Genomic DNA, 22,718 nt, shown 5'->3' with positions numbered 1-22,718 from the left:
GCGCCTGCCCCCGGCCCGTCGGGCCGCGGCGGCCGGCTCGACAGGAGGGGAAGAGATGAGTGGTGCCAAGGTCGCGTCCATGGCCCTCACCGACGCACAGCTCGGTGTCTGGTTCGCCCAGGCCAGGGACCCGCACAGCACGGCGTTCAACACCGGCGAGTACGTCGAGCTGACGGGCCCGCTGGACGGCGGGCGGTTCACCGCGGCCGTGCGCGCCGCGGTCGAGGCCACCGAGGCCCTGCGGCTGCGCTTCCACACCCGCGCCGACGGCGAGGTACGCCAGCGGGTCGTCCCCGCGGACGAGCTGGCCTGGGAGCTACGCCACGTCGACGTCAGCGCCGAACCCGACCCGGAGGCCGCCACCGACGACCTGATCCGCCAGCAGCTGGCCGCCCCGATGGCGGTCGACGGCGAAGGACCGCTGTTCGACCAGGTCCTGTTCACCCTCGGCCCCGGCCGCCACCGCTGGTTCCAGCAGATCCACCACCTGCTGCTCGACGGCTACGGGCTGCGCCTGGTGGCCCGGCGCGTCGCCGACGCGTACAACGGCGCGGGCACGCCGGCCGAGGCGGACGACCTCGCCGCCCTGGTCGAGGCCGAGAGCGCCTACCGCGCTTCGCGCGGCCACGCCCGCGACCGCGCGTACTGGCTCACCTCCTGGGCGGACCGCCCGGAGGCACCCGCCCTGGGCACGGGACTCGGCACCGGCCCCGGCGCCCGCGACGACGCCCCGGTGGCCGACGAAGGCGGTGCCGCGCCACTGCGCCGCACTGTGTTCCTGCCCGCGGCCATCCGGGAGGGCCTGGACGCGCTCGGCCGCACCGCGCAGACCGGCTGGCAGGTGGCTGCGCTGGCCGCCGTCGCCCTCTACGCCCGGCGCCTGACCGGCGCCGGGGAGGCCGTGCTCGGTCTCCCGGTCACCAACCGGCGCTCCGGAACAGCCCGCCGCACCCCCGCCATGCTCGCCAACGTGCCGCCGCTGCGGGTGCCCGTCCAGCCCGGCACCGACCTCACCGGCCTGGTCGCCGAGGTCCGCGACCGGGTCGCCGAGGTGCTGCGCCACCAGGGCTACCCGTACGCCGAACTCCGCCGCGAACTGGGGCTGCTGGCGCAGGACCGCCCCCTGCACTCGATCGTTGCCAACATCATGCCGTTCGACCACGGCCTGGACTTCGAAGGCACCGAGGCGCAGGTTCACCCGGTGTCGACCGGCCCCGTCGAGGACCTCAAGTTCTCGGTATACGAGCGCCCCGGCGGTGCCGGTCTGCGGATCGACGTCGAAGCCGACCCCCTGCGCCACCGCGCGGAGGAGGTCGCCGCACACTTGGCCCGCCTCACCGCCCTGCTGCAGTCCTTCGCCACCGCCGACCCCGCGCTGCCCAGCGGCCGGCTGGACGTCCTCGCCCCGGGCGAGCACCCGCAGGCCGCCGTCGAGCCGTCCGCGTCCGAGCCGTGCGCCGTCGAGCCGTCCGCCCCGAACCGTCCCGCCGCGCTGCCCACCCTGTTCGAGGCGCAGGCCGCCCGCACCCCGGAGGCCGTCGCTGTCGTCGACGGCGACTGGCAGCTCACCTACCGCGAACTCGACGCCAGGGCCAACCGCCTCGCCCACCTGCTCACGGCCCGCGGCGCCGGCCCCGAGCGGACCGTCGCGCTCGCCCTGCCGCGCTCCGCTGACCTGGTCGTCGCCCTGCTCGCGGTGGTCAAGACCGGCGCCGCCTACTTGCCGCTGGACCCGGACTACCCGGCCGAGCGGCTGGCGTACATGCTGGCCGACGCCGGCCCGTCCGTGATCCTCGCGACGGCCGCCGCCCCGGTCACCGCCCCCGACGGCACGGCCCTGGTCCTCCTCGACGACGAGCCGCAGGCCGGCCTGCCGGACACCGCCCCGCGCACGGAATACGACCCACGCCACCCCGCGTACGTCATCTACACCTCCGGCTCCACCGGCCGGCCCAAGGGCGTGGTCGTCACCCACCACAACGTGGTGCGGCTGTTCACCGCCGCGCAGCGGCACTTCGGCTTCGGCCCCGCAGACGTGTGGACGCTGTTCCACTCCTACGCCTTCGACTTCTCCGTGTGGGAGATCTGGGGCCCGCTGCTGCACGGCGGCCGCCTGGTCGTCGTCCCGTACTCCGTCAGCCGTTCCCCCGGAGCCTTCCTCGACCTGCTGGCCGAGCAGCGGGTCACTGTACTCAACCAGACGCCGTCCGCCTTCTACCAGCTGATCGAGGCCGACCGGGAGCGGCCGCGGCCCACCGCCCTGCCCGCCCTGCGGCACGTCATCTTCGGCGGCGAGGCTCTGGACGCGTCCCGGCTCGGCGGCTGGTACGAGCGCCACGGCCACACCGCGGTGCTGTCCAACATGTACGGGATCACCGAGACCACCGTGCACGTCACCCACACCGCCCTCGACGGACCGGACGGCGCCCCCGGCTCCGTCGGCGCGCCTCTCGCAGACCTCCGCGCCCACGTGCTGGACGGCGCGCTGCGCCCCGTGCCCCCCGGCGTCACCGGCGAGCTGTACGTCGCGGGCCCCGGCCTCGCCCGCGGCTACCTCGGCCGCCCCGCCCTCACCGCCGAGCGGTTCGTCGCCGACCCCTTCGCGCCCGCCGACGACACCGGCGCACGCATGTACCGCACCGGCGACCTGGTCCGCCGCCGCGCCGACGGCACCCTGGAGTACGTCGGCCGCGCCGACCACCAGGTGAAGATCCGCGGTTTCCGCATCGAACTCGGCGAGATCGAGGCGGCGCTCGCCGCACTGCCGTCGGTGGCCCACGCCGCGGTGACCGCCCGCGAGGACACCCCGGGCGACCGACGGCTCGCGGCGTACGCCGTCCCGGCCGACGGCGTCCCGGCCGACCCGGCCGCCTGGCGCCGCGAGCTCGCCGCCGTACTGCCCGCACACCAGCTGCCGGCCTCGTTCACCCCGCTCGACGCGATCCCGCTCACCGTCAACGGCAAGCTCGACCGCGCCGCCCTGCCCGCCCCGGCCGCCGCCGCGGCGGAAGGCACACAGGAAGCCTCCGCCGGGCCGCTGGAGGAACTGCTGTGCGGCCTGTTCGCACGCGCCCTGGGCGTTCCCGAGGTCGGGCCGCGGGGCGACTTCTTCGCCCTCGGCGGGCACTCGGTGAGCGCCAACCGGCTGCTCTCCGCCGCCCGCTGCGAACTCGGCGTCGAGCTGACCATCCAGGACCTCTTCGAACGACCCACCCCCGCCGGCCTCGCCCGGCTCGCCCGGGGCGCCGACACCGCCCGCCCGCGACTGCGGCCCGCCGGCGACCTGGACGGACCGGCCGTCCTCTCGCCCGCCCAGCAGCGCATGTGGGTGATACGCGAGGTCGAGGGCCGCGCCCCGACGTACAACATGCCGCTGGCGTTGCGGCTCACCGGCGCACTGGACCGCGGCGCGATGCAAGCCGCCCTCGGCGACCTGATCGGCCGCCACGACACCCTGCGCACGATCTGCCCGGCCGGACCGGACGGCCCGCTGCCCCGGGTGCTGCCGCTCGACGACGTCCCGCCGTGGCTGTCCGAGACCGAGGTGGCCGAATCGGATCTGGCGCAGGCCCTCACCTCGGCCGCGCGCGAGCCGTTCGACCTCGACACGCAGATCCCGCTGCGCGCCCACCTGTTCACACTGGCCCCCGGCGAGCACGTCCTGCTGCTGGTTCTGCACCACATCGCCGGGGACGGCTGGTCGCTGCGCCCGCTCTTCGGCGACCTCGCCGCCGCCTACGACGCCCGCTCCACGGGCACAGCACCCCGCCTGGAGCCGCTGCCCGTCACCTACCGGGACTTCGCGCTCTGGCAGCGCGAACTGCTCGGCGACGAGAGCGACCCGGCCTCACTGGGCGCCCGCCAGCTCGACCACTGGCACACCGCGCTGGCCGGCCTGCCCGACCAGCTCCAGCTCCCCTACGACCGCCCTCGCCCGCCGGTCGCCCGGCACCGCGGCGGCTCGGTGCCGCTGACCATCGGCCCCGCGCTGCACGCGCAGCTCGACAGGCTCGCCCGCACCGGCGGCGCCACCGTCCACATGGTCCTCCAGGCCGCCCTGGCCGCAGTGCTCACCAGGCTCGGCGCCGGCACCGACATCCCGATCGGCTGCCCGACCGCCGGCCGGGACGAGGAGGCCCTCGACGGGCTCGTCGGCTTCTTCGTCAACCCTGTCGTGGTCCGCGCCGACACCTCCGGCGACCCGGCCTTCGCCGAACTCCTCACCCGCATACGCACCACCGCGCTGGCCGCCTACACCCACCAGGACGTGCCCTTCGACCGCGTGGTGGAGCGCCTCCAGCCGGCCCGCTCCGCCGCCCGACACCCGCTGTTCCAGGTGGTGCTCTCGTACCAGGAGTCCGAGGCCCGGCCGCGGCTGGCCGGACTCGCCGTGCGTCGCGAACCGGTCGACTTCGGCGTCGCCAAGTTCGACCTCACCTTCAACCTGGTCGAGCACCGCGACGACGCGGGTGCCCCCGACGGCATCCACGGCGACCTCGAATTCGACCTCGACCTGTTCGACCCCGCGACCGCGCAGGCAGTCGCCCGCCGGCTGCTGTCCCTGCTGCAGGCCGTCGCCGCCGGCCCCGAACTGCCGATCAGCCGGTTCGACCTGGTCGATGACGTCGAGCGGGCCATGCTGCGCCGGTGGAACGACACCGCCGCCCCGGTCCCGGACACCGGCCTCGCCGAGCTGTTCACCGCCCAAGCGCGCCGCACCCCCGACGCGACGGCCCTGGTGGCCGGCGGCACCGAGCTGACCTACGCCCAGCTTGACGCGCGGGCCGGCGCCCTCGCCGCCCGGCTCACCGCCCTGGGCATCGGCCCGGAGAGCCCCGTCGCCGTGCTCCAGGAACGCTCTGCGGACCTGGTGGTGTCCCTCCTGGCCGTACTGCGGGCCGGCGGCTTCTACGTCCCGCTCAACCACCGGAACCCGGCCTCTCGGATGAGCCAGATCATGACCATGGCCGGGGCCCGGGTTCTGCTGACCGACCGGGCCGCACACGAAAGGCACCGCTGCCACGAATGGGCCGGGCAGGCCGAGGTGGTCGTCGTGGACGATCCCGCGCCCGCGTCGGCGCCCGCCCCCGCCGCGGTCGTCCCGAGCCACCCCGACCGGCTGGCATACGTGATGTACACCTCCGGCTCCACCGGCACGCCCAAGGGCGTCGCCATCACCCACCGAGACGTCGCCGTGCTCGCCGCCGACCGCTGCTGGCGCACCGGTAACCAGCAGCGGGTACTGCTGCACTCCCCGTACTCGTTCGACACCTCCCAGTACGAGTTGTGGGTGCCGCTGCTGTCCGGCGGGACCGTCGTGGTCGCCCCGCCCGGGGACCTCGACACCGCCGCCCTCCGCGAGGCCGTCACGCGCGGACGGGTCACCGGCATGTGGCTCACCTCCGGGCTGTTCAACCTGCTCGCCGAGGAGAGCCCCGAATGCTTCCGCGGCGTGCGCGAGGTGTGGACCGGAGGCGACGTGGTGTCGCCCGCTGCCGTCACCCGGGTCCTGGCTGCCTCCCCGGACACGCTGGTCGTCGACGGCTACGGCCCGACCGAGACCACGACCTTCGCCACCCACCACTTCATGCGCGCCCCGTGGACCGAGGAGACCACCGTCCCGATCGGCAGCCCCCTCGACAACACCACCTGCCACGTCCTCGACCAGCGGCTGCGCCCCGTGCCGCCGGGAGTCACCGGCGAGCTCTACATCGGCGGCTCCCGTCTCGCCCGCGGCTACCTCGGCCGCCCCGACGCCACCGCCGAACGGTTCGTCGCCGACCCGTCCGGTACGCCCGGCGCACGCATGTACCGCACCGGCGACCTGGTGCGCCGCCGCGCCGACGGCATCCTGGAGTTCCTCGGCCGCGCCGACCACCAGGTCAAGGTCCGCGGCTTCCGCATCGAACTCGGCGAGATCGAGTCCGTCCTCGGCCGCCACCCCACCGTCGCGCAGAGCGCCGTACTGGTACGCGAGGACCGCCCCGGCGACAAGCGGGTCACCGCCTACGTGGTGCCCGCCGCGGCAGCCGCGGCCAACGCCGGCGAACTGCGCCGGCACGTCGCCGCGTCCCTGCCCGACTACATGGTCCCGGCCGCCGTCGTCCTGCTGGACCGGCTGCCCCTGACCCCCAACGGCAAGCTCGACCGCCGGCAGTTGCCCGTCCCCGAGTTCGCCCCCGCAGGCGACCACCGGGCCCCGGCCGGCCCCCGCGAGGAACTGCTCGCCGGCCTGTTCGCCGGCGTCCTCGGCCTGGAGCAGGTCGGTACCCACGACAGCTTCTTCGACCTGGGAGGCGACAGCATCATGGCGATCCAGCTGGTCGGCCGCGCCCGCCGGTCCGGCCTGCTGCTCTCGCCCGCTCAGGTCTTCGAGCACAAGACCGTCGCCGCCCTGGCCGGCGTCGCCACCGCGACGGCCGACAGCGAGCCGGCCCCCGGCACCGCACCGGCGGACGACCAGGCCTGGGGCGACGTACCGCTCACCCCGGTCATGCACTGGCTGCACGAACGCGGCGGCCCCGTCGAGGCGTTCAGCCAGTCCCTGCTCATCCGGGTGCCGGCCGGGCTCGGCGAGCAGCGCCTGGCCACCGCCCTGCGCGCCCTCGCCGACCAGCACGACATGCTGCGCGCGGTCCTGTCCGCCGACCCGGACAGCGGTTGGCGGCTGCGCATCGACCCGCCCGGCGGCGGCAGCGCTGACGACTGGGCCCGCAGGGTCGACACCGCCGGCCACACCGACGACGCACTGCGCACCCTGATCACCACTGAGGCGGCCGCCGCACGTAGCCGGCTCGACCCCTGGTCGGGCGTGATGGGACAGGCCGTCTGGTTCGACGCCGGCCAGAAGCGGTCCGGACGCCTGCTGCTCACCCTCCACCACCTGGTGGTCGACGGCGTGTCCTGGCGCATCCTGCTGCCCGACTTGGAGGCCGCCTGGCAGGCCGCGACCGGGGACACCGCCCCGCGCCCGGCTCCCGCCGGAACCTCCTTCCGTAGCTGGGCCCGGCACCTGGCCGCCGAGGCCGCCCGTCCCGCCCGCACCGCCGAACTCGACCTGTGGACCAGCCGCCTGGCGGCGCCCGCCCTGCCCGTCACCGACCGGCCGCTCGACCCCGCCCGGGACACCTCCGCCACCGCACGCAGCCTCACCCTGACCCTTCCGGCGGCCGCCACCGAACCCCTGCTCACCACCGTGCCCGCCACGTTCCACGCCAAGGTCGACGACGTCCTGCTCACCGCCTTCGCGCTGGCCGTCGCCGATTGGCGGGCCCGCCGCGGTCTTGGCGACGCGTCAGCCGTCCTGCTCGACCTGGAGGGCCACGGCCGCGAACCAGGCGACAGCGGCGCCGATCTGTCCCGCACCGTCGGCTGGTTCACCAGCCTCTACCCCGTATGCCTCGACGTCGGCCCGCTCGATCGCCGCGACGCTCTGTCCGGCGGCCCCGCGGCCGGACAGGCCGTCAAACGCGTCAAGGAACAGCTGCGGGCACTTCCCGACGGCGGCCTCGGCCACGGCCTCCTGCGCCACCTGAACGCCGAGACCGCGCCGCTCCTGGCCACACTGCCGACGCCCGACCTCGGCTTCAACTACCTGGGCCGCTTCCAGGAGCCGGACGGGCTGGACGCCGAATGGACCGTCACCCCCGACGCCGAATCCCTCGGCGAGGGCACCGACCCCGGACTGCCGATGGCCCACGGCGTCGAGGTGAACGCCCTCACCCTGGACGGCCCCGGCGGCCCCCGCCTGACCGCCACTTGGAGCTGGCCGCAACACCTGCTCGACGAGGGCTCCGTACGCGACCTCGGACAGGGCTGGTTCCGCGCCCTCGAAGCCCTCACCGCCCACGCCGAGCGCCCCGACGCCGGCGGGCACACCCCGTCCGACCTCTCCCTGGTCTCCCTGAACCAGGCCCAGATCGACCGACTCGAAGCCATGTGGAAGGTTGCCCGATGATCCAGAACGGCCTCGCCGACGTCCTGCCGCTGTCGCCGCTTCAGGAGGGGCTCCTGTTCCAGGTCCAGTACGACCCGGACGGAGTGGACGTCTACAACGTCCAGATGGTCCTCGAACTGCGCGGCCCGCTCGACACGGACGGCTTGCGGGCCGCCGTCCAGGGCCTGCTGCGCCGCCACCCCAACCTGCGGGCTGGCTTCTGGCAGCAGGACATGGACCAGCCCGTCCAGTTCGTGCCGCACCACGTCGACCCCGAATGGCAGGAGCTCGACCTCACCGCCCTCGACCCGGCCGCCCGCGAGGACGCGCTCGCTCGGTTCGTCGCCGAGGACCGCGCCCGCCGCTTCGACCCCGCCAAGCCGCCGCTGCTGCGCCTGAGCCTGGCCGCGCTCGGCCCCGACCACCACACCCTCGTGCTGACCACCCACCACCTCCTGATGGACGGCTGGTCGATGCCGCTGATGGTGCGCGAGCTGTTCCAGCTGTACGAACGCGGCGGCGACGACCGCGGCATGCCCGCCGCACCCCCGTACCGCACCTACCTGGCCTGGCTGGCCGGACGCGACCAGGACGCCGCCCGCGAGGCGTGGCGCGGCTACCTGGCGGGCCTGGAAGCCCCGACCCTGGTCGGCAGGTCCGGCAGGGACACAGCCGCCCCCTCAGAGCTGCCCGGCCAGTTCTGGTACGAGCTGGACGCCCCCGCGTCGGCCGCGCTGGCCGCCGCCGCCCGCTCCCGCGGCCTGACCCTGAACACCGTCGTGCAGGGCGCCTGGGCGGTGCTGGTCGGCCACCTGCTGGGCCGCGACGACGTGGTCCTCGGCGCGACCATGGCCAACCGCCCGCCCGAGATCCCCGGCATCGAGTCCACCATCGGCATGTTCATCAACACCCTGCCGGTCCGCGTGGCACTGCGCCCCGCCGAGCCGTTCGCCGACCTGCTCGCCCGGGTCCAGCGCGAGCAGGCCGCGCTCATCGAGCACCGGCACATGTCGCTCGCCGAGATCCAGCGGACCGCCGGCCACGGCGAACTCTTCGACTCCGCGGTCGTGTTCGAGAACTACCCGCTCGACCCGGCCGTCCTGCGCGCCGAGAGCCGCGGCCTGCGGCTGGCCGACTTCCAGGTCGGCGACGCCACCCACTTCGCCCTGACCCTGCTCGCCATCCCGGGCGAGCGGATCCGCTTCCGCCTCGACCACCGCGCCGACGTGCTGGACGCCGCCGGCGCCCGCACCCTGCTGGAGCGGCTGGAGCAGCTCCTCGCCGGCTTTGCCGCCGACCCCGACCGCCCGGTGGGCAGGCTCGGACTGCTCTCCGCCGCCGAGCACCACCAGGTCGTCGAGGGCTGGAACGCGACCGGCCGCGCCGTGTCCGACCGCACCCTGCCCGAGCTGTTCGAGGAGCAGGCCGCCCGGACCCCGCAGGCCACTGCCCTCGCCTTCGAGGGCCGCACCGTCGACTACGCCGACCTGAACGCCCGCGCCAACCGGCTCGCCCGCCGGCTGGCCGCCCGCGGCGCCGGACCGGAGCGGACCGTCGCGCTGCGCATGCCCCGCTCCGTCGACCTGTACGTCGCCGTGCTGGCCGTGCTCAAGACCGGTGCCGCCTACCTGCCCATCGACCCCGAGTACCCGGCCGACCGGATCGCCGCCATGCTGGAGGACGCCCGTCCGGCCCTGATCCTCACCGAGGACGACGTCGCCGAAGACCTCGCCGAGGACCTCTCCGGCCTCCCCGACGGCAACCTGACCGACGCCGAGCGGACGGCGCCGCTGACCCCGGCCCACCCGGCGTACGTCATCTACACCTCCGGCTCCACCGGCCGCCCCAAGGCCGTCGTCATGCCCGGCGCCGCCGTCGTCAACCTGCTCGCCTGGCACCGCCGGCAGATCCCCGCCGACGCCGGCACCACCGTCGCACAGTTCGCGTCGCTCAGCTTCGACGTGGCCGCCCAGGAGATCCTCTCCGCCCTGCTGTACGGCGCCACCCTCGCCGTCCCCACCGACGCGGTACGCCGAGACGCCGACGCGTTCGCCGCGTGGCTGGAGGAGTACCGCGTCAACGAGCTGTACGCGCCCAACCTGGTCATCGAGGCGCTCGCCGAGGCCGCCGCCGAACACGGCCGCACCCTGCCCGACCTGCGGCACATCGCCCAGGCCGGAGAGGCGCTCACCGCCGGCCCGCGCGTCCGCGACTTCTGCGCGGCCCTGCCCGGCCGACGCCTGCACAACCACTACGGCCCGGCCGAGACCCATGTGATGACCGGCGTCGAACTCCCGGTCGATCCGGGTGGGTGGCCGGAGCCGGTGCCGATCGGTGGGCCGGTGGACAATGCGCGGCTGTATGTGCTGGACGGGTTTCTGCGTCCGGTGCCGCCGGGTGTGGTGGGCGAGCTGTATCTCGCGGGTGCGGGTGTCGCCCGTGGTTATCTGAATCGGCCGGGTTTGACGGCGGAGCGGTTCGTCGCCGACCCGTTCGGTGTGTCCGGGACCCGTATGTACCGCACGGGTGACCTGGCGCGGTGGGACGGCTCGGGTGTGCTGGAGTTCGCCGGTCGTGCGGATCACCAGGTGAAGATCCGGGGTTTCCGGATCGAGCCGGGTGAGGTGGAAAGCGTGCTGGCGGCGCAGGTGGGGGTGGCGCGGGCTGCCGTGTTGGCGCGGGAGGACGGGCCGGGGGAGCGGCGGCTGGTGGCCTATCTGGTCGCGGTGCCGGGTTCGGTGCCGGATCCGGGTGTGCTGCGTGAGGCTTTGGGCCGGGTGTTGCCGGCCTTCATGGTGCCGTCGTCGTTCGTGGTGTTGGAGTCGTTGCCGTTGACGCCGAACGGGAAGCTGGACCGGGCGGCGCTGCCGGCGCCGGGCCGGTCGGCGGAGGGCCGGGGCGTGCCGCGCACGCCGCAGCAGGAGATCCTGGCGTCGCTGTTCGCGGAGGTGCTGGGACTGTCCAAGGTCGGCATCCACGAGGACTTCTTCGACCTGGGCGGGCACTCGTTGCTCGCGACGCGGCTGACCAGCCGGATCCGTACCGTCCTCGGTGCCGAGATCGCCGTCCGCGACCTGTTCGAGGCACCCACCGTCGCCGCCCTCGCCGAAACCCTGGACGAGGCCCGCGAGGTCCGCCCCGCCCTGCGCGCCGCCGACCGCCCCGAACACGTCCCGCTGTCCTTCGCCCAGCGGCGCCTGTGGTTCCTCAACCGCCTGGAAGGGCCCAACTCCACCTACAACATCCCGCTCGCCCTGCGCCTGCGCGGCGAGCTGGACCGACCGGCGCTGCAGCAGGCCCTCACCGACCTGACGCACCGCCACGAAAGCCTGCGCACCGTCTACCCGAGCGCCGACGGCCGGCCTTACCAGCACGTCCTCGCACCGCACCAGGCCGAGCCCGGCCTCGTCGTCGTCCCCGCCGACGAGGCCGCACTCGCCGAGATGCTGGCCGAGGCCGCCCGCCACGAGTTCGACGTCACCGCCGAACCGCCGCTGCGCGCCTCCCTGTTCACCCTCGCACCGGACGAGCACGTCCTGCTGCTGGTGCTGCACCACATCGCCGGCGACGGCTGGTCGCTCGCGCCCCTCACCCGCGACCTGACCCGCGCCTACGCCTCCCGCCGGGACGGCGCCGCCCCCGACTGGGAGCCCCTGCCGGTCCAGTACGCCGACTACACCCTCTGGCAGCAGGAGATGCTCGGCTCGCCGGACGACCCCGACAGCCTCGGCGCCCGCCAGCTCGACCACTGGGCCCGGTCCCTGGCCGGCGCTCCCGAACAGCTGGAACTGCCCACCGACCACAGCCGCCCGGCCGCCGCCGGCCACCACGGCCGCACCGTTCCCTTCCACCTGGGGCCCGAGCTGCACGAGCGCCTCACCGCCCTGGCCAGGTCCTGCGACGCCAGCCTGTTCATGGTCCTGCACGCCGCGTTCGCCGCGCTGCTCACCAAGCACGGCGCCGGCACCGACATCCCGGTCGGCAGTCCCATCGCCGGCCGCACCGACGAGGCCCTCGACGACCTGGTCGGGTTCTTCGTCAACACCCTCGTCCTGCGCACCGACACCTCCGGCGACCCGACCTTCCGCGAACTCGTGGCACGCACCCGCGCCACCGACCTGGCCGCCTACGCACACCAGGACCTGCCCTTCGAGAAGCTCGTCGAGACCCTCAACCCGCAGCGCTCGCTTGCCCGCAACCCGCTGTTCCAGGTGCTGCTGGCCTTCCAGAGCATGCCCACGGCACAGCCCTTGCTGCCCGGCCTCGACGTCGTCCACGAGCCGGTCCGCGTCGGATTCGCCAAGTTCGACCTGGCCCTGGCCGTGGCCGAGGAACGGCACGCCGACGGCCGCCGGTCGCTGCGCGGCGACTGGGAGTTCAGCACCGACCTGTTCGAGCAGGCCACCGTGGAGGCCCTCGGGGCCAGGCTCGCCGCCCTGCTGGAGTCGGTCGCCGCCGACCCCGACCAGCCGATCGGACAGGTGGGCATCCTCGACCCGGCCGAACGCCAGCGGATCCTCCACACCTGGAACGACACCTCCCGCCCCGGCGCGGATGCCACCTGGCCGGAGCTGTTCCAGGCCCGCGTCGCCGAGCACCCCGACGCCGTCGCCCTGGTCTGGGAGGGCACGGAGACCGGCTACGCCGACCTGAACACCAGGGCCAACCGGCTCGCCCGGCTGCTCGCCGCACGGGGCATCGGCCCGGAGCAGGTGGTGGCCCTGTCGCTGCCCCGCTCCGCAGACCTGATCGTTTCCGTCCTCGCCGTGCTGAAGACCGGCGCCGCCTACCTGCCGGTCGATCCCACCTACCCGGCCGAGCGGATCGCGTACCTGCTCCAGGACGGCGCCCCCGCGCTCGTCCTCACCAACACCTCCGTCGCGGCCGACCTGCCCGGCGGCGTACCGCAGCTGCTGGTCGACCAGGTCAGCCTCGACGGCGTCCCCGGCCACGACCTCACCGACGCCGAGCGCACCACGCCCCTGCACCCGCTGCACCCCGCCTACGTCATCTACACCTCCGGCTCCACCGGCCTGCCCAAGGGTGTGCCCGTACCGCACCGCAGCGTGGCGTCCGTTCTCGTCCCGCTGATCGAGGAGTTCGGCCTCGGCCCCGGCAGCAGAGTCCTGCAGTTCGCCTCGATCAGCTTCGATGCCGCCCTGTGGGAGATCACCCTCGCCCTGCTGTCCGGCGCCGCCCTCGTGGTCGCACCGGCCGAGCAGCTTCAGCCCGGCCCCGCGCTGGCCGAGCTCGTCGCCCGGACCGGCACCACCTTCCTCACCCTCCCGCCGACCGCCCTCGCGGTCCTCGCCGACGGTGCCCTGCCGGCCGGTGCGGACCTCGTTGTCGCCGGCGAGGCGACCTCCCCCGACCAAGTCGGACGCTGGTCCGCCGGCCGCCGGATGACCAACGCCTACGGGCCCACCGAGGCCGCGGTCTGTACCACCATCAGCGCCCCCCTCGCCGGCGCTGTCGTACCGCCGATCGGCCGGCCCGTCCCCAACGCCCGCGTGTACGTCCTCGACGCGCTGCTCCAGCCGGTACCGCCCGGCGTGGTCGGTGAGCTGTACCTGGCCGGCGGCGGCCTGGCCCGCGGCTACCGCAACCGGCCCGGCCTGACCGCAGAGCGGTTCGTCGCCGACCCGTTCGGCGCGCCCGGCGCCCGCATGTACCGCACCGGCGACCTGGCGCGGTGGCGCCCCGACGGCGAGTTGGAGTTCGCCGGCCGCACCGACCACCAGGTGAAGATCCGCGGCTTCCGGATCGAGCCCGGCGAGGTCGAGGCCGCGCTCGCCACCCACCCGGCGGTCGAACGCGCCGCCGTCATGGCCGCCCGGCACGAGGACGACCGCCGCCTGGTCGCCTACCTGGTCCCCGCCGAGGCCGGCACGCCGGCCGACGGCCGCGACCCGGGCCGCGAGCAGAGCCAGCTCGACAGCTGGCAGGAGACCTACGACGAGCACTACGGTGAGCTGACGGGCACCTTCGGCGACGACTTCGACGGCTGGAACAGCAGTTACACCAACACCGCCATCCCCGCCGAGGAGATGGCCGACTGGCGCAACGCCAGCGTGGACCGCATCCGCGCCCTGCGCCCGCGCCGGATCCTGGAGATCGGCTGCGGCTCGGGCCTGATCCTCGCCCCACTGGCCGGCGAGTGCGAGGTGTACTGGGGCACCGACATCTCCCCGGCCGTGGTGGCGCGGCTGCGTGGGCAGGTCGACAGCTTGCCCGAGCTCGCCGGGAAGGTCGAACTGCGAGCCCAGCCCGCACACGTACTCGACGGCCTGCCCCGCGGGTTCTTCGACACCATCGTGCTCAACTCCGTCGTGCAGTACTTCCCCAACGCCGACTACTTGGCGGACGTTCTCACCGGCGTCCTGGACCTCCTCGCCCCCGGCGGCTCGGTCTACGTCGGCGACGTCCGCAACCACCGGCTGCTGGACACCTTCCGCACCGCCGTCGAACTGCGTAGGGCCGGCGCCTTCGCCGACGACGGCGCCGTCCGCCGGGCCGTCGCCCAGAGCACCGCCGACGAGCCGGAGCTGTTGCTCGACCCCGACTTCTTCACGGTGTTCGCCGCGGCCGCGCCCGCGGTCACGGGCGTCGGCCTGGAAGTCCGCCGCAGCCGCCACCACAATGAGATGAGCCGCCACCGCTACGACGTGGTGCTCCGCACCGCCGTCCCCGCCGCCGTCCCCGCCGGCGTCGAGGAGACGCTCGACTGGGACGCCGACCGCACCGGCCCGGACGCCCTCGCCACGCTCCTGGAGCAGCGCCGGCCCGCGCGCCTGCGCGTCACCGCCGTCCCCAACCTCCGCCTCGCCCAGGAAAACCGAGCCCGCCTGGCACTTCAGGACGACGGTGCCGCCATCGCCCTCGCCCGGCTGGACGAGCCGGCCCCCGCCGGCCTCCCGGACTGCGAGGACTTCCACGCCCTCGGCGAACGGCTCGGCTACCGCACCGCCGTCACCTGGTCCGACGGCCGCGACGGAGCCCTCGACGTGGTGTTCACACTGCCGGAACTGCCGGAGACGGGAGGGGACGCCGCACCGTACCGCTCGACCGTCCCGGCCGGCACCCCGCTCGCCACCCTGGCCAACGACCCCGGCCGCGCCCACAGCGGCGGCGAACTGGCTGCCGAGGTCCGGGCCCACGCCGAGCGGATCCTCCCCGCCCACATGGTCCCTGCCGCATTCGTCGTCCTCGACGACCTGCCGCTCACCCCCAACGGAAAGCTCGACCGCGCCGCACTGCCCATGCCCGACTGGGACGCCGACGCCGCCGGCCAGGCCCCGCGCAACCAGCGCGAGGAGATCCTCAGCACCCTGTTCGCCGAGGTCCTCGGCCTGCCCAAGGTCGGCATCGACCGGGACTTCTTCGCACTCGGCGGCCACTCGCTGCTCGCCACCCGGCTGCTCAGCCGGATCCGCGCCGTCCTCGGCACCGAACTGGCCGTACGCGACCTCTTCGAGGCGCCGACCGTTGCCGCCCTCGCCACCCTGCTCGGCAACGCCCAGGGCGTCCGCCCGCCGCTGCGCCCCATAGAGCGGACCGGCCCGCTGCCGCTGTCCTTCGCCCAGCACCGGCTGTGGTTCCTGCACCGCCTGGAAGGCCCGGGAGCGACCTACAACATCCCGATGAGCCTGCGGCTGACCGGCGAGCTCGACGCCGCCGCGCTGACCGAGGCGCTCGCCGACGTGTCCGCCCGCCACGAGACCCTGCGCACCCTCTACCCGGAGACCGACGGTGTACCGCACCAGATGGTCCTCCCGTCCGGCGGGGCCCGCCCCGCCCTGCGCACGGTGGACACCACCGCAGCCGACGCGGACGCGCTGATGGCTGCCGAGGCCGGCATCGGCTTCGACCTCGCCACCGAACTCCCGCTGCGTGCCACGCTGTACCGGCTGGCACCGGACGAGCACGTCCTGCTGCTGGTGCTGCACCACATCGCCGGCGACGGCTGGTCGTGGCGGCCCCTCGCCCGCGACCTGTCCACGGCCTACGCGGCCCGCGTCGAGGGCCGCGCCCCGGACCACGCGCCGCTGCCCGTCCAATACGCGGACTACACCCTGTGGCAGCGCGACCTGCTCGGCGACGAACACGACCCCGACAGCCGGTACGCCCGCCAGCTCGACCACTGGACCGGCGCACTGGCCCACCTGCCGGAGATGCTGGAACTCCCGCTGGACCACCCCCGCCCGGCCGTGATCAGTTACCGCGGCGACCACGTCCCGTTCACCGTGCCCACCGCACTGCACCGGCGGCTGCTCGCCCTCGCCGCCGACACCCGCGCCAGCCTCTTCATGGTGCTCCAGGCCGCCTTCGCCGAGCTGCTCACGAAGCACGGCGCCGGCACCGACATCCCGATCGGCAGCCCCATCGCCGGCCGCACCGACGAGGCCCTCGACGATCTGGTCGGGTTCTTCGTCAACACCCTGGTCCTGCGCACCGACACCTCCGGCGACCCGACCTTCCGCGAACTCGTCGAACGGGTTCGGGAGGGCGACCTGGCCGCCTACGCACACCAGGACCTGCCCTTCGAGAAGCTCGTCGAACGGCTCCGCCCGGAGCGCTCCCTCGCCCGCCACCCGCTGTTCCAGGTCATGCTGGCATTCCTCAGCGACGGCGAGGCACAGCTCGACCTGCCCGGACTGCGCGCGACGCCCGCACCGGTCGGCGTCGGCATCGCCAAGTTCGACCTGCACCTGAACATGGTCGAGCACCGCAGCGCCGACGGCGGCCCCGCCGGGATCCAAGCGGCCCTCGAATTCAGCACCGACCTCTTCGAGCGATCCACCGCCGAGGCCGTCACCCGGCGCCTGCTGCACCTGCTGGAGCAGGTCACCGCCGACCCGGACCGCCCGCTGAGTGGCATCGACATCCTCGACCCGGCCGAGCAACACCGCCTGCTGACGGACTGGAACACGACGAACGGAGCGCAGAACGATGAGTGCATACCGGCGCTGCTTGAGCGTCAGGTGGCGCATACGCCGGATGGTGTGGCACTGGTGCACGAGGGCGATCGGCTGACCTACGCCGAGCTGAACGCCCGCGCCAACCGCCTGGCCCGCCGCCTGGTCGCCCGCGGCGCCGGACCGGAGCAGATCGTCGCCCTGGCCCTGCCCCGCTCCGTCGACCTCGTCGTCGCGCTGCTCGCCGTTCTCAAGACCGGCGCCGCCTACCTGCCCGTGGACACCGAATACCCTGCCGCGCGGATCACCCAGATGCTGGGCGACGCGGCACCGGTGTGCATCGTCACCGTGCCCGGAGCCTGCGACGGACTGCCCGAGGGGCTCGACCGCCTCGACCCGTCCGACAGCACCGGACCGTCCGACGGCCACACCTTCGGCGGTGAACCGGCCGAGAGCAACCTGACCGACGCCGAGCGGACGGCGCCGCTGACCCCGGCCCACCCGGCGTACGTCATCTACACCTCCGGCTCCACCGGCCGCCCCAAGGCCGTCGTCATGCCCCACGCGGGCCTGGCCAACCTGCTGACCTGGCACACCGGGCGCTTCCCGGGCGGACCGGGCGTGCGCACCGCCCAGTACACCGCCATCGGCTTCGACTTCTCCGTCCAGGAGATCCTCTCGCCGCTGGTCATGGGCAAGACCCTGGTCGTCCCGACGGACGCGGTGCGCCGCGACGCCGACGCGCTCGCCGCCTGGCTGGAGGAGTACCGGGTCAACGAGCTGTTCGCACCCAACCTGGTCGTCGAGGCGCTCGCCGACGCCGCCGCCCGCCGCGGCAGCACCCTGCCCGACCTCACCGACATCCTCCAAGGCGGCGAGGCCCTTACCGCCGGCGAACAGGTTCGAGCGCTGTACCGGACGCTCCCCGGCCGACGCTTGCACAATGTCTACGGCCCGGCCGAGACCCACGCTGTCACCACCCACACCCTCCCGGTCGATCCGGGTGGGTGGCCGGAGCCGGTGCCGATCGGTGGGCCGGTGGACAATGCGCGGCTGTACGTGCTGGACGGGTTTCTGCGTCCGGTGCCGCCGGGTGTGGTGGGCGAGCTGTATCTCGCGGGTGCGGGTGTCGCCCGTGGTTATCTGAATCGGCCGGGTTTGACGGCGGAGCGGTTCGTCGCCGACCCGTTCGGTGTGTCCGGGACCCGTATGTACCGCACGGGTGACCTGGCGCGGTGGGACGGCTCGGGTGTGCTGGAGTTCGCCGGTCGTGCGGATCATCAGGTGAAGATCCGGGGTTTCCGGATCGAGCCGGGTGAGGTGGAGAGTGTGTTGGCGGCGCAGCCGGGGGTGGCCCGGGCTGTGGTGCTGGCGCGGGAGGATCGGCCGGGGGAGCGGCGGTTGGTGGGCTATCTGGTTGCGGTGCCGGGTTCGGTGCCGGATCCGGGTGTGCTGCGTGAGGCTTTGGGCGGGGTGTTGCCGGCCTTCATGGTGCCGTCGTCGTTCGTGGTGTTGGAGTCGTTGCCGTTGACGCCGAACGGGAAGCTGGATCGGGCGGCGCTGCCGGCGCCGGGCCGGTCGGCGGAGGGCCGGGGCGTGCCGCGCACGCCGCAGCAGGAGATCCTGGCGTCGCTGTTCGCGGAGGTGCTGGGACTGTCCAAGGTCGGCATCCACGAGGACTTCTTCGACCTGGGCGGGCACTCGTTGCTCGCGACGCGGCTGACCAGCCGGATCCGTACCGTCCTCGGTGCCGAGATCGCCGTCCGTGACCTGTTCGAGGCACCCACCGTTGCCGCCCTGGCCGACATCCTCCAGCGGGACGACCGTGGCCGGCGCCCCGCTCCCCGCGCCACCGACCGCCCCGAACACGTCCCGCTGTCCTTCGGACAGAACCGGCTCTGGTTCCTCAACCGGCTCGGCGGGCCTGACCCCAGCTACAACCTCCCGGTCGCGGTCCGCCTCACCGGCCCGCTCGACGAAGCCGCCCTCGGCGCCGCCCTCGCCGACGTCACCGCGCGGCACGAGAGCCTGCGCACCGTCTTCCCCGACCATGACGGCACGCCCTATCAGCGGGTCCTCACCGGGGACGACGCCCGCCCCGCCCTCGCGGTACGGGCCACCAGCCCGCAGGACCTCCCCGGCGACCTCGCCGCAGCGGCACGGCACGGCTTCGACCTCACTCGTGAACTGCCGCTGCGCGTGACCCTGTTCACCCTCGCACCGGACGAGCACGTCCTGCTCCTGCTGCTGCACCACATCGCCGGCGACGGCTGGTCGCTCGCCCCGCTGGGCCGCGACCTGACCCGCGCCTACCGGGCCCGGCTCGACGGCGGCGCACCCGACTGGGAGCCCCTCCCGGTCCAGTACGCCGACTACACCCTGTGGCAGCGCGAACTGCTGGGCGACGAGGACGCCTCGGACAGCCTGCTGCACCGCCAGCGCGACCACTGGAAGCAGACCCTGGCCGGGCTGCCGGAACAGCTCGATCTGCCCGCCGACCGGCCCCGCCCGGCCGTCGCCGGCAACCAGGGCGAAGCCATCCTGCGGACCCTCCCCGCCGATCTCCACCGGGACCTGCTGGCCCTGGCCCGGCAGAACGGCGCGAGCCTGTTCATGGTGCTCCAAGCCGGCCTCGCCGCCCTGCTCACCCGGGTCGGCGCCGGCACCGACATCCCGATCGGCACCCCGGTCGCAGGACGCACCGACGACGCGCTCGACGACCTCGTCGGACTGTTCATCAACACCTTGGTCCTGCGCACCGACACCTCCGGCGACCCGACCTTCCGCGATCTGCTCGGCCGCGCCCGAAAGACGGCCCTGGCCGCCTACGCCCACCAGGACCTGCCCTTCGAACGGCTCGTGGAGGCCGTCCGCCCGGAGCGGTCGCTCGCCCACCACCCCCTGTTCCAGGTCCTCCTCGCGCTCCAGAACACCCCGGAGGGCGGCCTGTCGCTCCCCGGCGTGACCGTCCGCCCCGAGATGGTCGACCTCGGCGCCGCCAAGTTCGACCTCACCTTCAACCTGGTCGAACGGCACGCCGAGGACGGCACCCCTGGCGGCATCGACGCCATGCTGGAGTACCGCACCGACCTGTTCGACCCGGCCACCGCCGAGGCACTCGCCGACCGCCTGGTACGGCTGCTGGCGCACGCCGCCGCCGAACCGGACCGGCCGATCGGCCTCCTGCCGATCCTCGACGACGCCGAGCACGAGCGCGCGGTGACCGGCTGGAACGCCACCACCCACCGGCCGGCCCGCGCCGCGGCGACCCTGACCGGCCTCTTTGCCGAGCAGGCCGCCCGCACCCCGGACGCCGTCGCTGTGGCAACCGGCTCCGAGCAGCTGACGTACCGCGAACTCGACACCCGGGCCAACCGGCTCGCGCACCGGCTGATCGCCGAGGGCGTCCGCCCGGAAACACCGGTGGCCGTCCTCCAGGAACGCTCCGCCGACCTGGTGGTCTCCACCCTCGCGGTGCTCAAGGCCGGCGGCGTCTACGTCCCCCTGCACACCGGACACCCTGCCGAGCGGATGCGCCAGGTGATCGCCCAGACCTGCGCCCCCCTGCTGCTCACCGACCGCGCCTCGCTGGACCGCCTGCCCGACCCGGGCACCCGCGGCCTGGTCGTCGACGCGCAGACCGCAGACGACGCGGACGCCGCCGGCGCCTGGCCTGGCCACGACCCCGGCGTCGCCGCCGCACCCGACCGGCTCGCCTACGTGATGTTCACCTCCGGTTCCACCGGCGTCCCCAAGGGCATCGGCATCACCCACGGCGACGCCGTCGACCTCGCCCTGGACCGCTGCTGGGAGCCCGGCCCCGACTCGCGGGTTCTGATGCACTCCCCGTACGCGTTCGACATCTCCACCTATGAACTGTGGAGCCCGCTGCTGTCCGGCGGCCGGATCGTCGTCGCCCCGCCCGGCAACCTGGACGCGGCCGTGCTGCGCCGGGTCGTGGCCGACGAGGGCGTCACCGCCCTTCTCCTGACGGCCGGCCTCTTCGGGGTCGTCGCCGACGAGGCGCCGGACGCCTTCGCCGGAGTCCCCCAGGTGTGGACCGGCGGCGACGTCGTGCCGCCGACCGCCGTGCGACGCGTCCTGCAGCACTGCCCGGGCACCGTGGTCAAGGTGCTCTACGGCCCGACCGAGACCACCCTCGGCTGCACCTGGCACGCGTTCACCGACGCCGGCCGGGTCCCGGACCTCGTGCCGATCGGCCGCCCGCTGGACAACACCCGCGCCTACGTCCTGGACGCCCGGCTCCAGCCCGTCCCCCCCGGGGTCCCCGGCGAGCTGTACATCGCCGGCGCCGGCCTCGCCCGCGGCTACTGGGGAGAGCCCGGACGCACCGCGGAGCGGTTCGTCGCCGACCCGTTCGCCGACCACTTCGACGACACGGGCTCCCGGATGTACCGCACCGGCGACCTCGCGCGCCACACCGCCGACGGCGTGATCGAGTTCCTCGGCCGCTCCGACGATCAGGTGAAGATCCGCGGTTTCCGGATCGAACCCGGCGAGGTGGAGAGCGCCCTCGCGCTGGACCCGGAAGTCGCCCGGGCCGCCGTCGTCGCCCGCGCCGACCGCTCCGGCAGCACCGCCCTGGTGGCGTATGTCCTGCCGGCCGACCCCGCCGCCGCACCCGACCCGGCCCGGCTCCGCGCCGACCTGGAGGCCAGGCTGCCCGACTACATGGTCCCGTCCGCGTTCGTGGTGCTGGACACCCTCCCGCTGACCCCCAACGGGAAGCTCGACCGGGACGCCCTGCCCGCACCGAAGTGGGCCGGCCCCGGCACCGGGCGGCTGCCCCGCGACCCCCGCGAGGAACTGCTCTGCGGCCTCTTCGCGGAGGTGCTCGGCCTCGAACGGGTCAGCATCGACGACGGCTTCTTCGAACTGGGCGGCCACTCCATGCTGGCGACCAGGCTGATGGGCCGTATCAACACCGTCCTCGGCACCGAGCTGACCGTACGCACCCTCTTCGAGGCCCCGACCGTGGCGGCGCTCGCCGCCCGCACCGACGGCCCGCAGACCACGGCCGACCCGCTGGGCGTCATCCTCCCCCTGCGGGCCGAGGGCACCCGGCCGCCGCTGTTCTGCCTGCACCCCGCCGGCGGATTCGGCTGGATCTACTCCGGCCTGCTGCGCCACCTCGACCGCGACCAGCCCGTGTACGCCGTCCAGGCCAGGGGACTGGCCCAGGACGAACCGCTTCCGCCGACCCTGGACGAGATGGCGCAGGACTACGCGGAACAGATCCGCAAGACCGCCCCGAACGGCCCCTACCAGCTGCTCGGCTGGTCCTTCGGCGGACTCCTCGCACATGCCGTCGCGTCGCGGCTGGAAGCCGAAGGCGCCGAGGTGACCCTGCTCGCCGTCCTCGACGGCTACCCCGGCTCCTACAGCTCCGGCGAGCACCAGGTAGGCGAACAGGAGGTCATGGCGATCCTGCTGAACGCCGCCCAGGTCGACCGGACCGCACTCGGCGACGGCTCCCTCAGCCGCCCGGAGGTCATGTCACTGCTGCGCGAGTCCGGTAGCGCCCTCGCCGGCCTGGACGAGGACACCGTCACCCGCATGGTCGCCGTCTTCCTCAACAACACCCGCCTCTTGGAAGGCTTCGTGCCCGGCTACTTCGGCGGCGACCTGGAGTTCTTCGCGGCCACCCGCGACCGCACCGACCCGACACTGACGGCCGACCTGTGGCAGCCGCACATCGGCGGCCTCATCGACGAGCACCGCCTGGACACCGACCACGCCGGACTCGCCCGGTCCGACGCCCTCGCCGTGATCGGCCGCACCCTGGCCGCCCGGACGCCCCGGCCGACGGCCGCGACGCCCCGATGAGTCCCGCCCCATCCACCCGA

2 protein-coding genes are annotated in these 22,718 nt (G+C 74.2%); both read left to right on the top strand.

Translation table 11 applies throughout. The annotated features are described in order from the left end of the window. Positions 1-55 precede the first annotated feature (55 nt). Entirely contained in the window at positions 56-7,957 is a 7,902-nt protein-coding gene (locus OG534_RS37655; RefSeq protein ID WP_326594123.1) for a non-ribosomal peptide synthetase, read from the top strand. Beyond that, complete coding sequence (locus OG534_RS37650) at positions 7,954-22,698, top strand: non-ribosomal peptide synthetase (RefSeq protein WP_326594122.1); 14,745 nt, start codon at positions 7,954-7,956, stop codon at positions 22,696-22,698. Before OG534_RS37655 ends, OG534_RS37650 begins: the two co-directional genes overlap by 4 nt. Positions 22,699-22,718: the final 20 nt, after the last annotated feature.

It is taken from the genome of Streptomyces sp. NBC_01294 (genome assembly GCF_035917235.1).
In the GTDB taxonomy this organism is placed as follows: domain Bacteria; phylum Actinomycetota; class Actinomycetes; order Streptomycetales; family Streptomycetaceae; genus Streptomyces; species Streptomyces caledonius.
The sequence above is the reverse complement of the archived record's forward strand: the minus strand, read 5'-3'. Positions and strand labels throughout refer to the sequence as shown.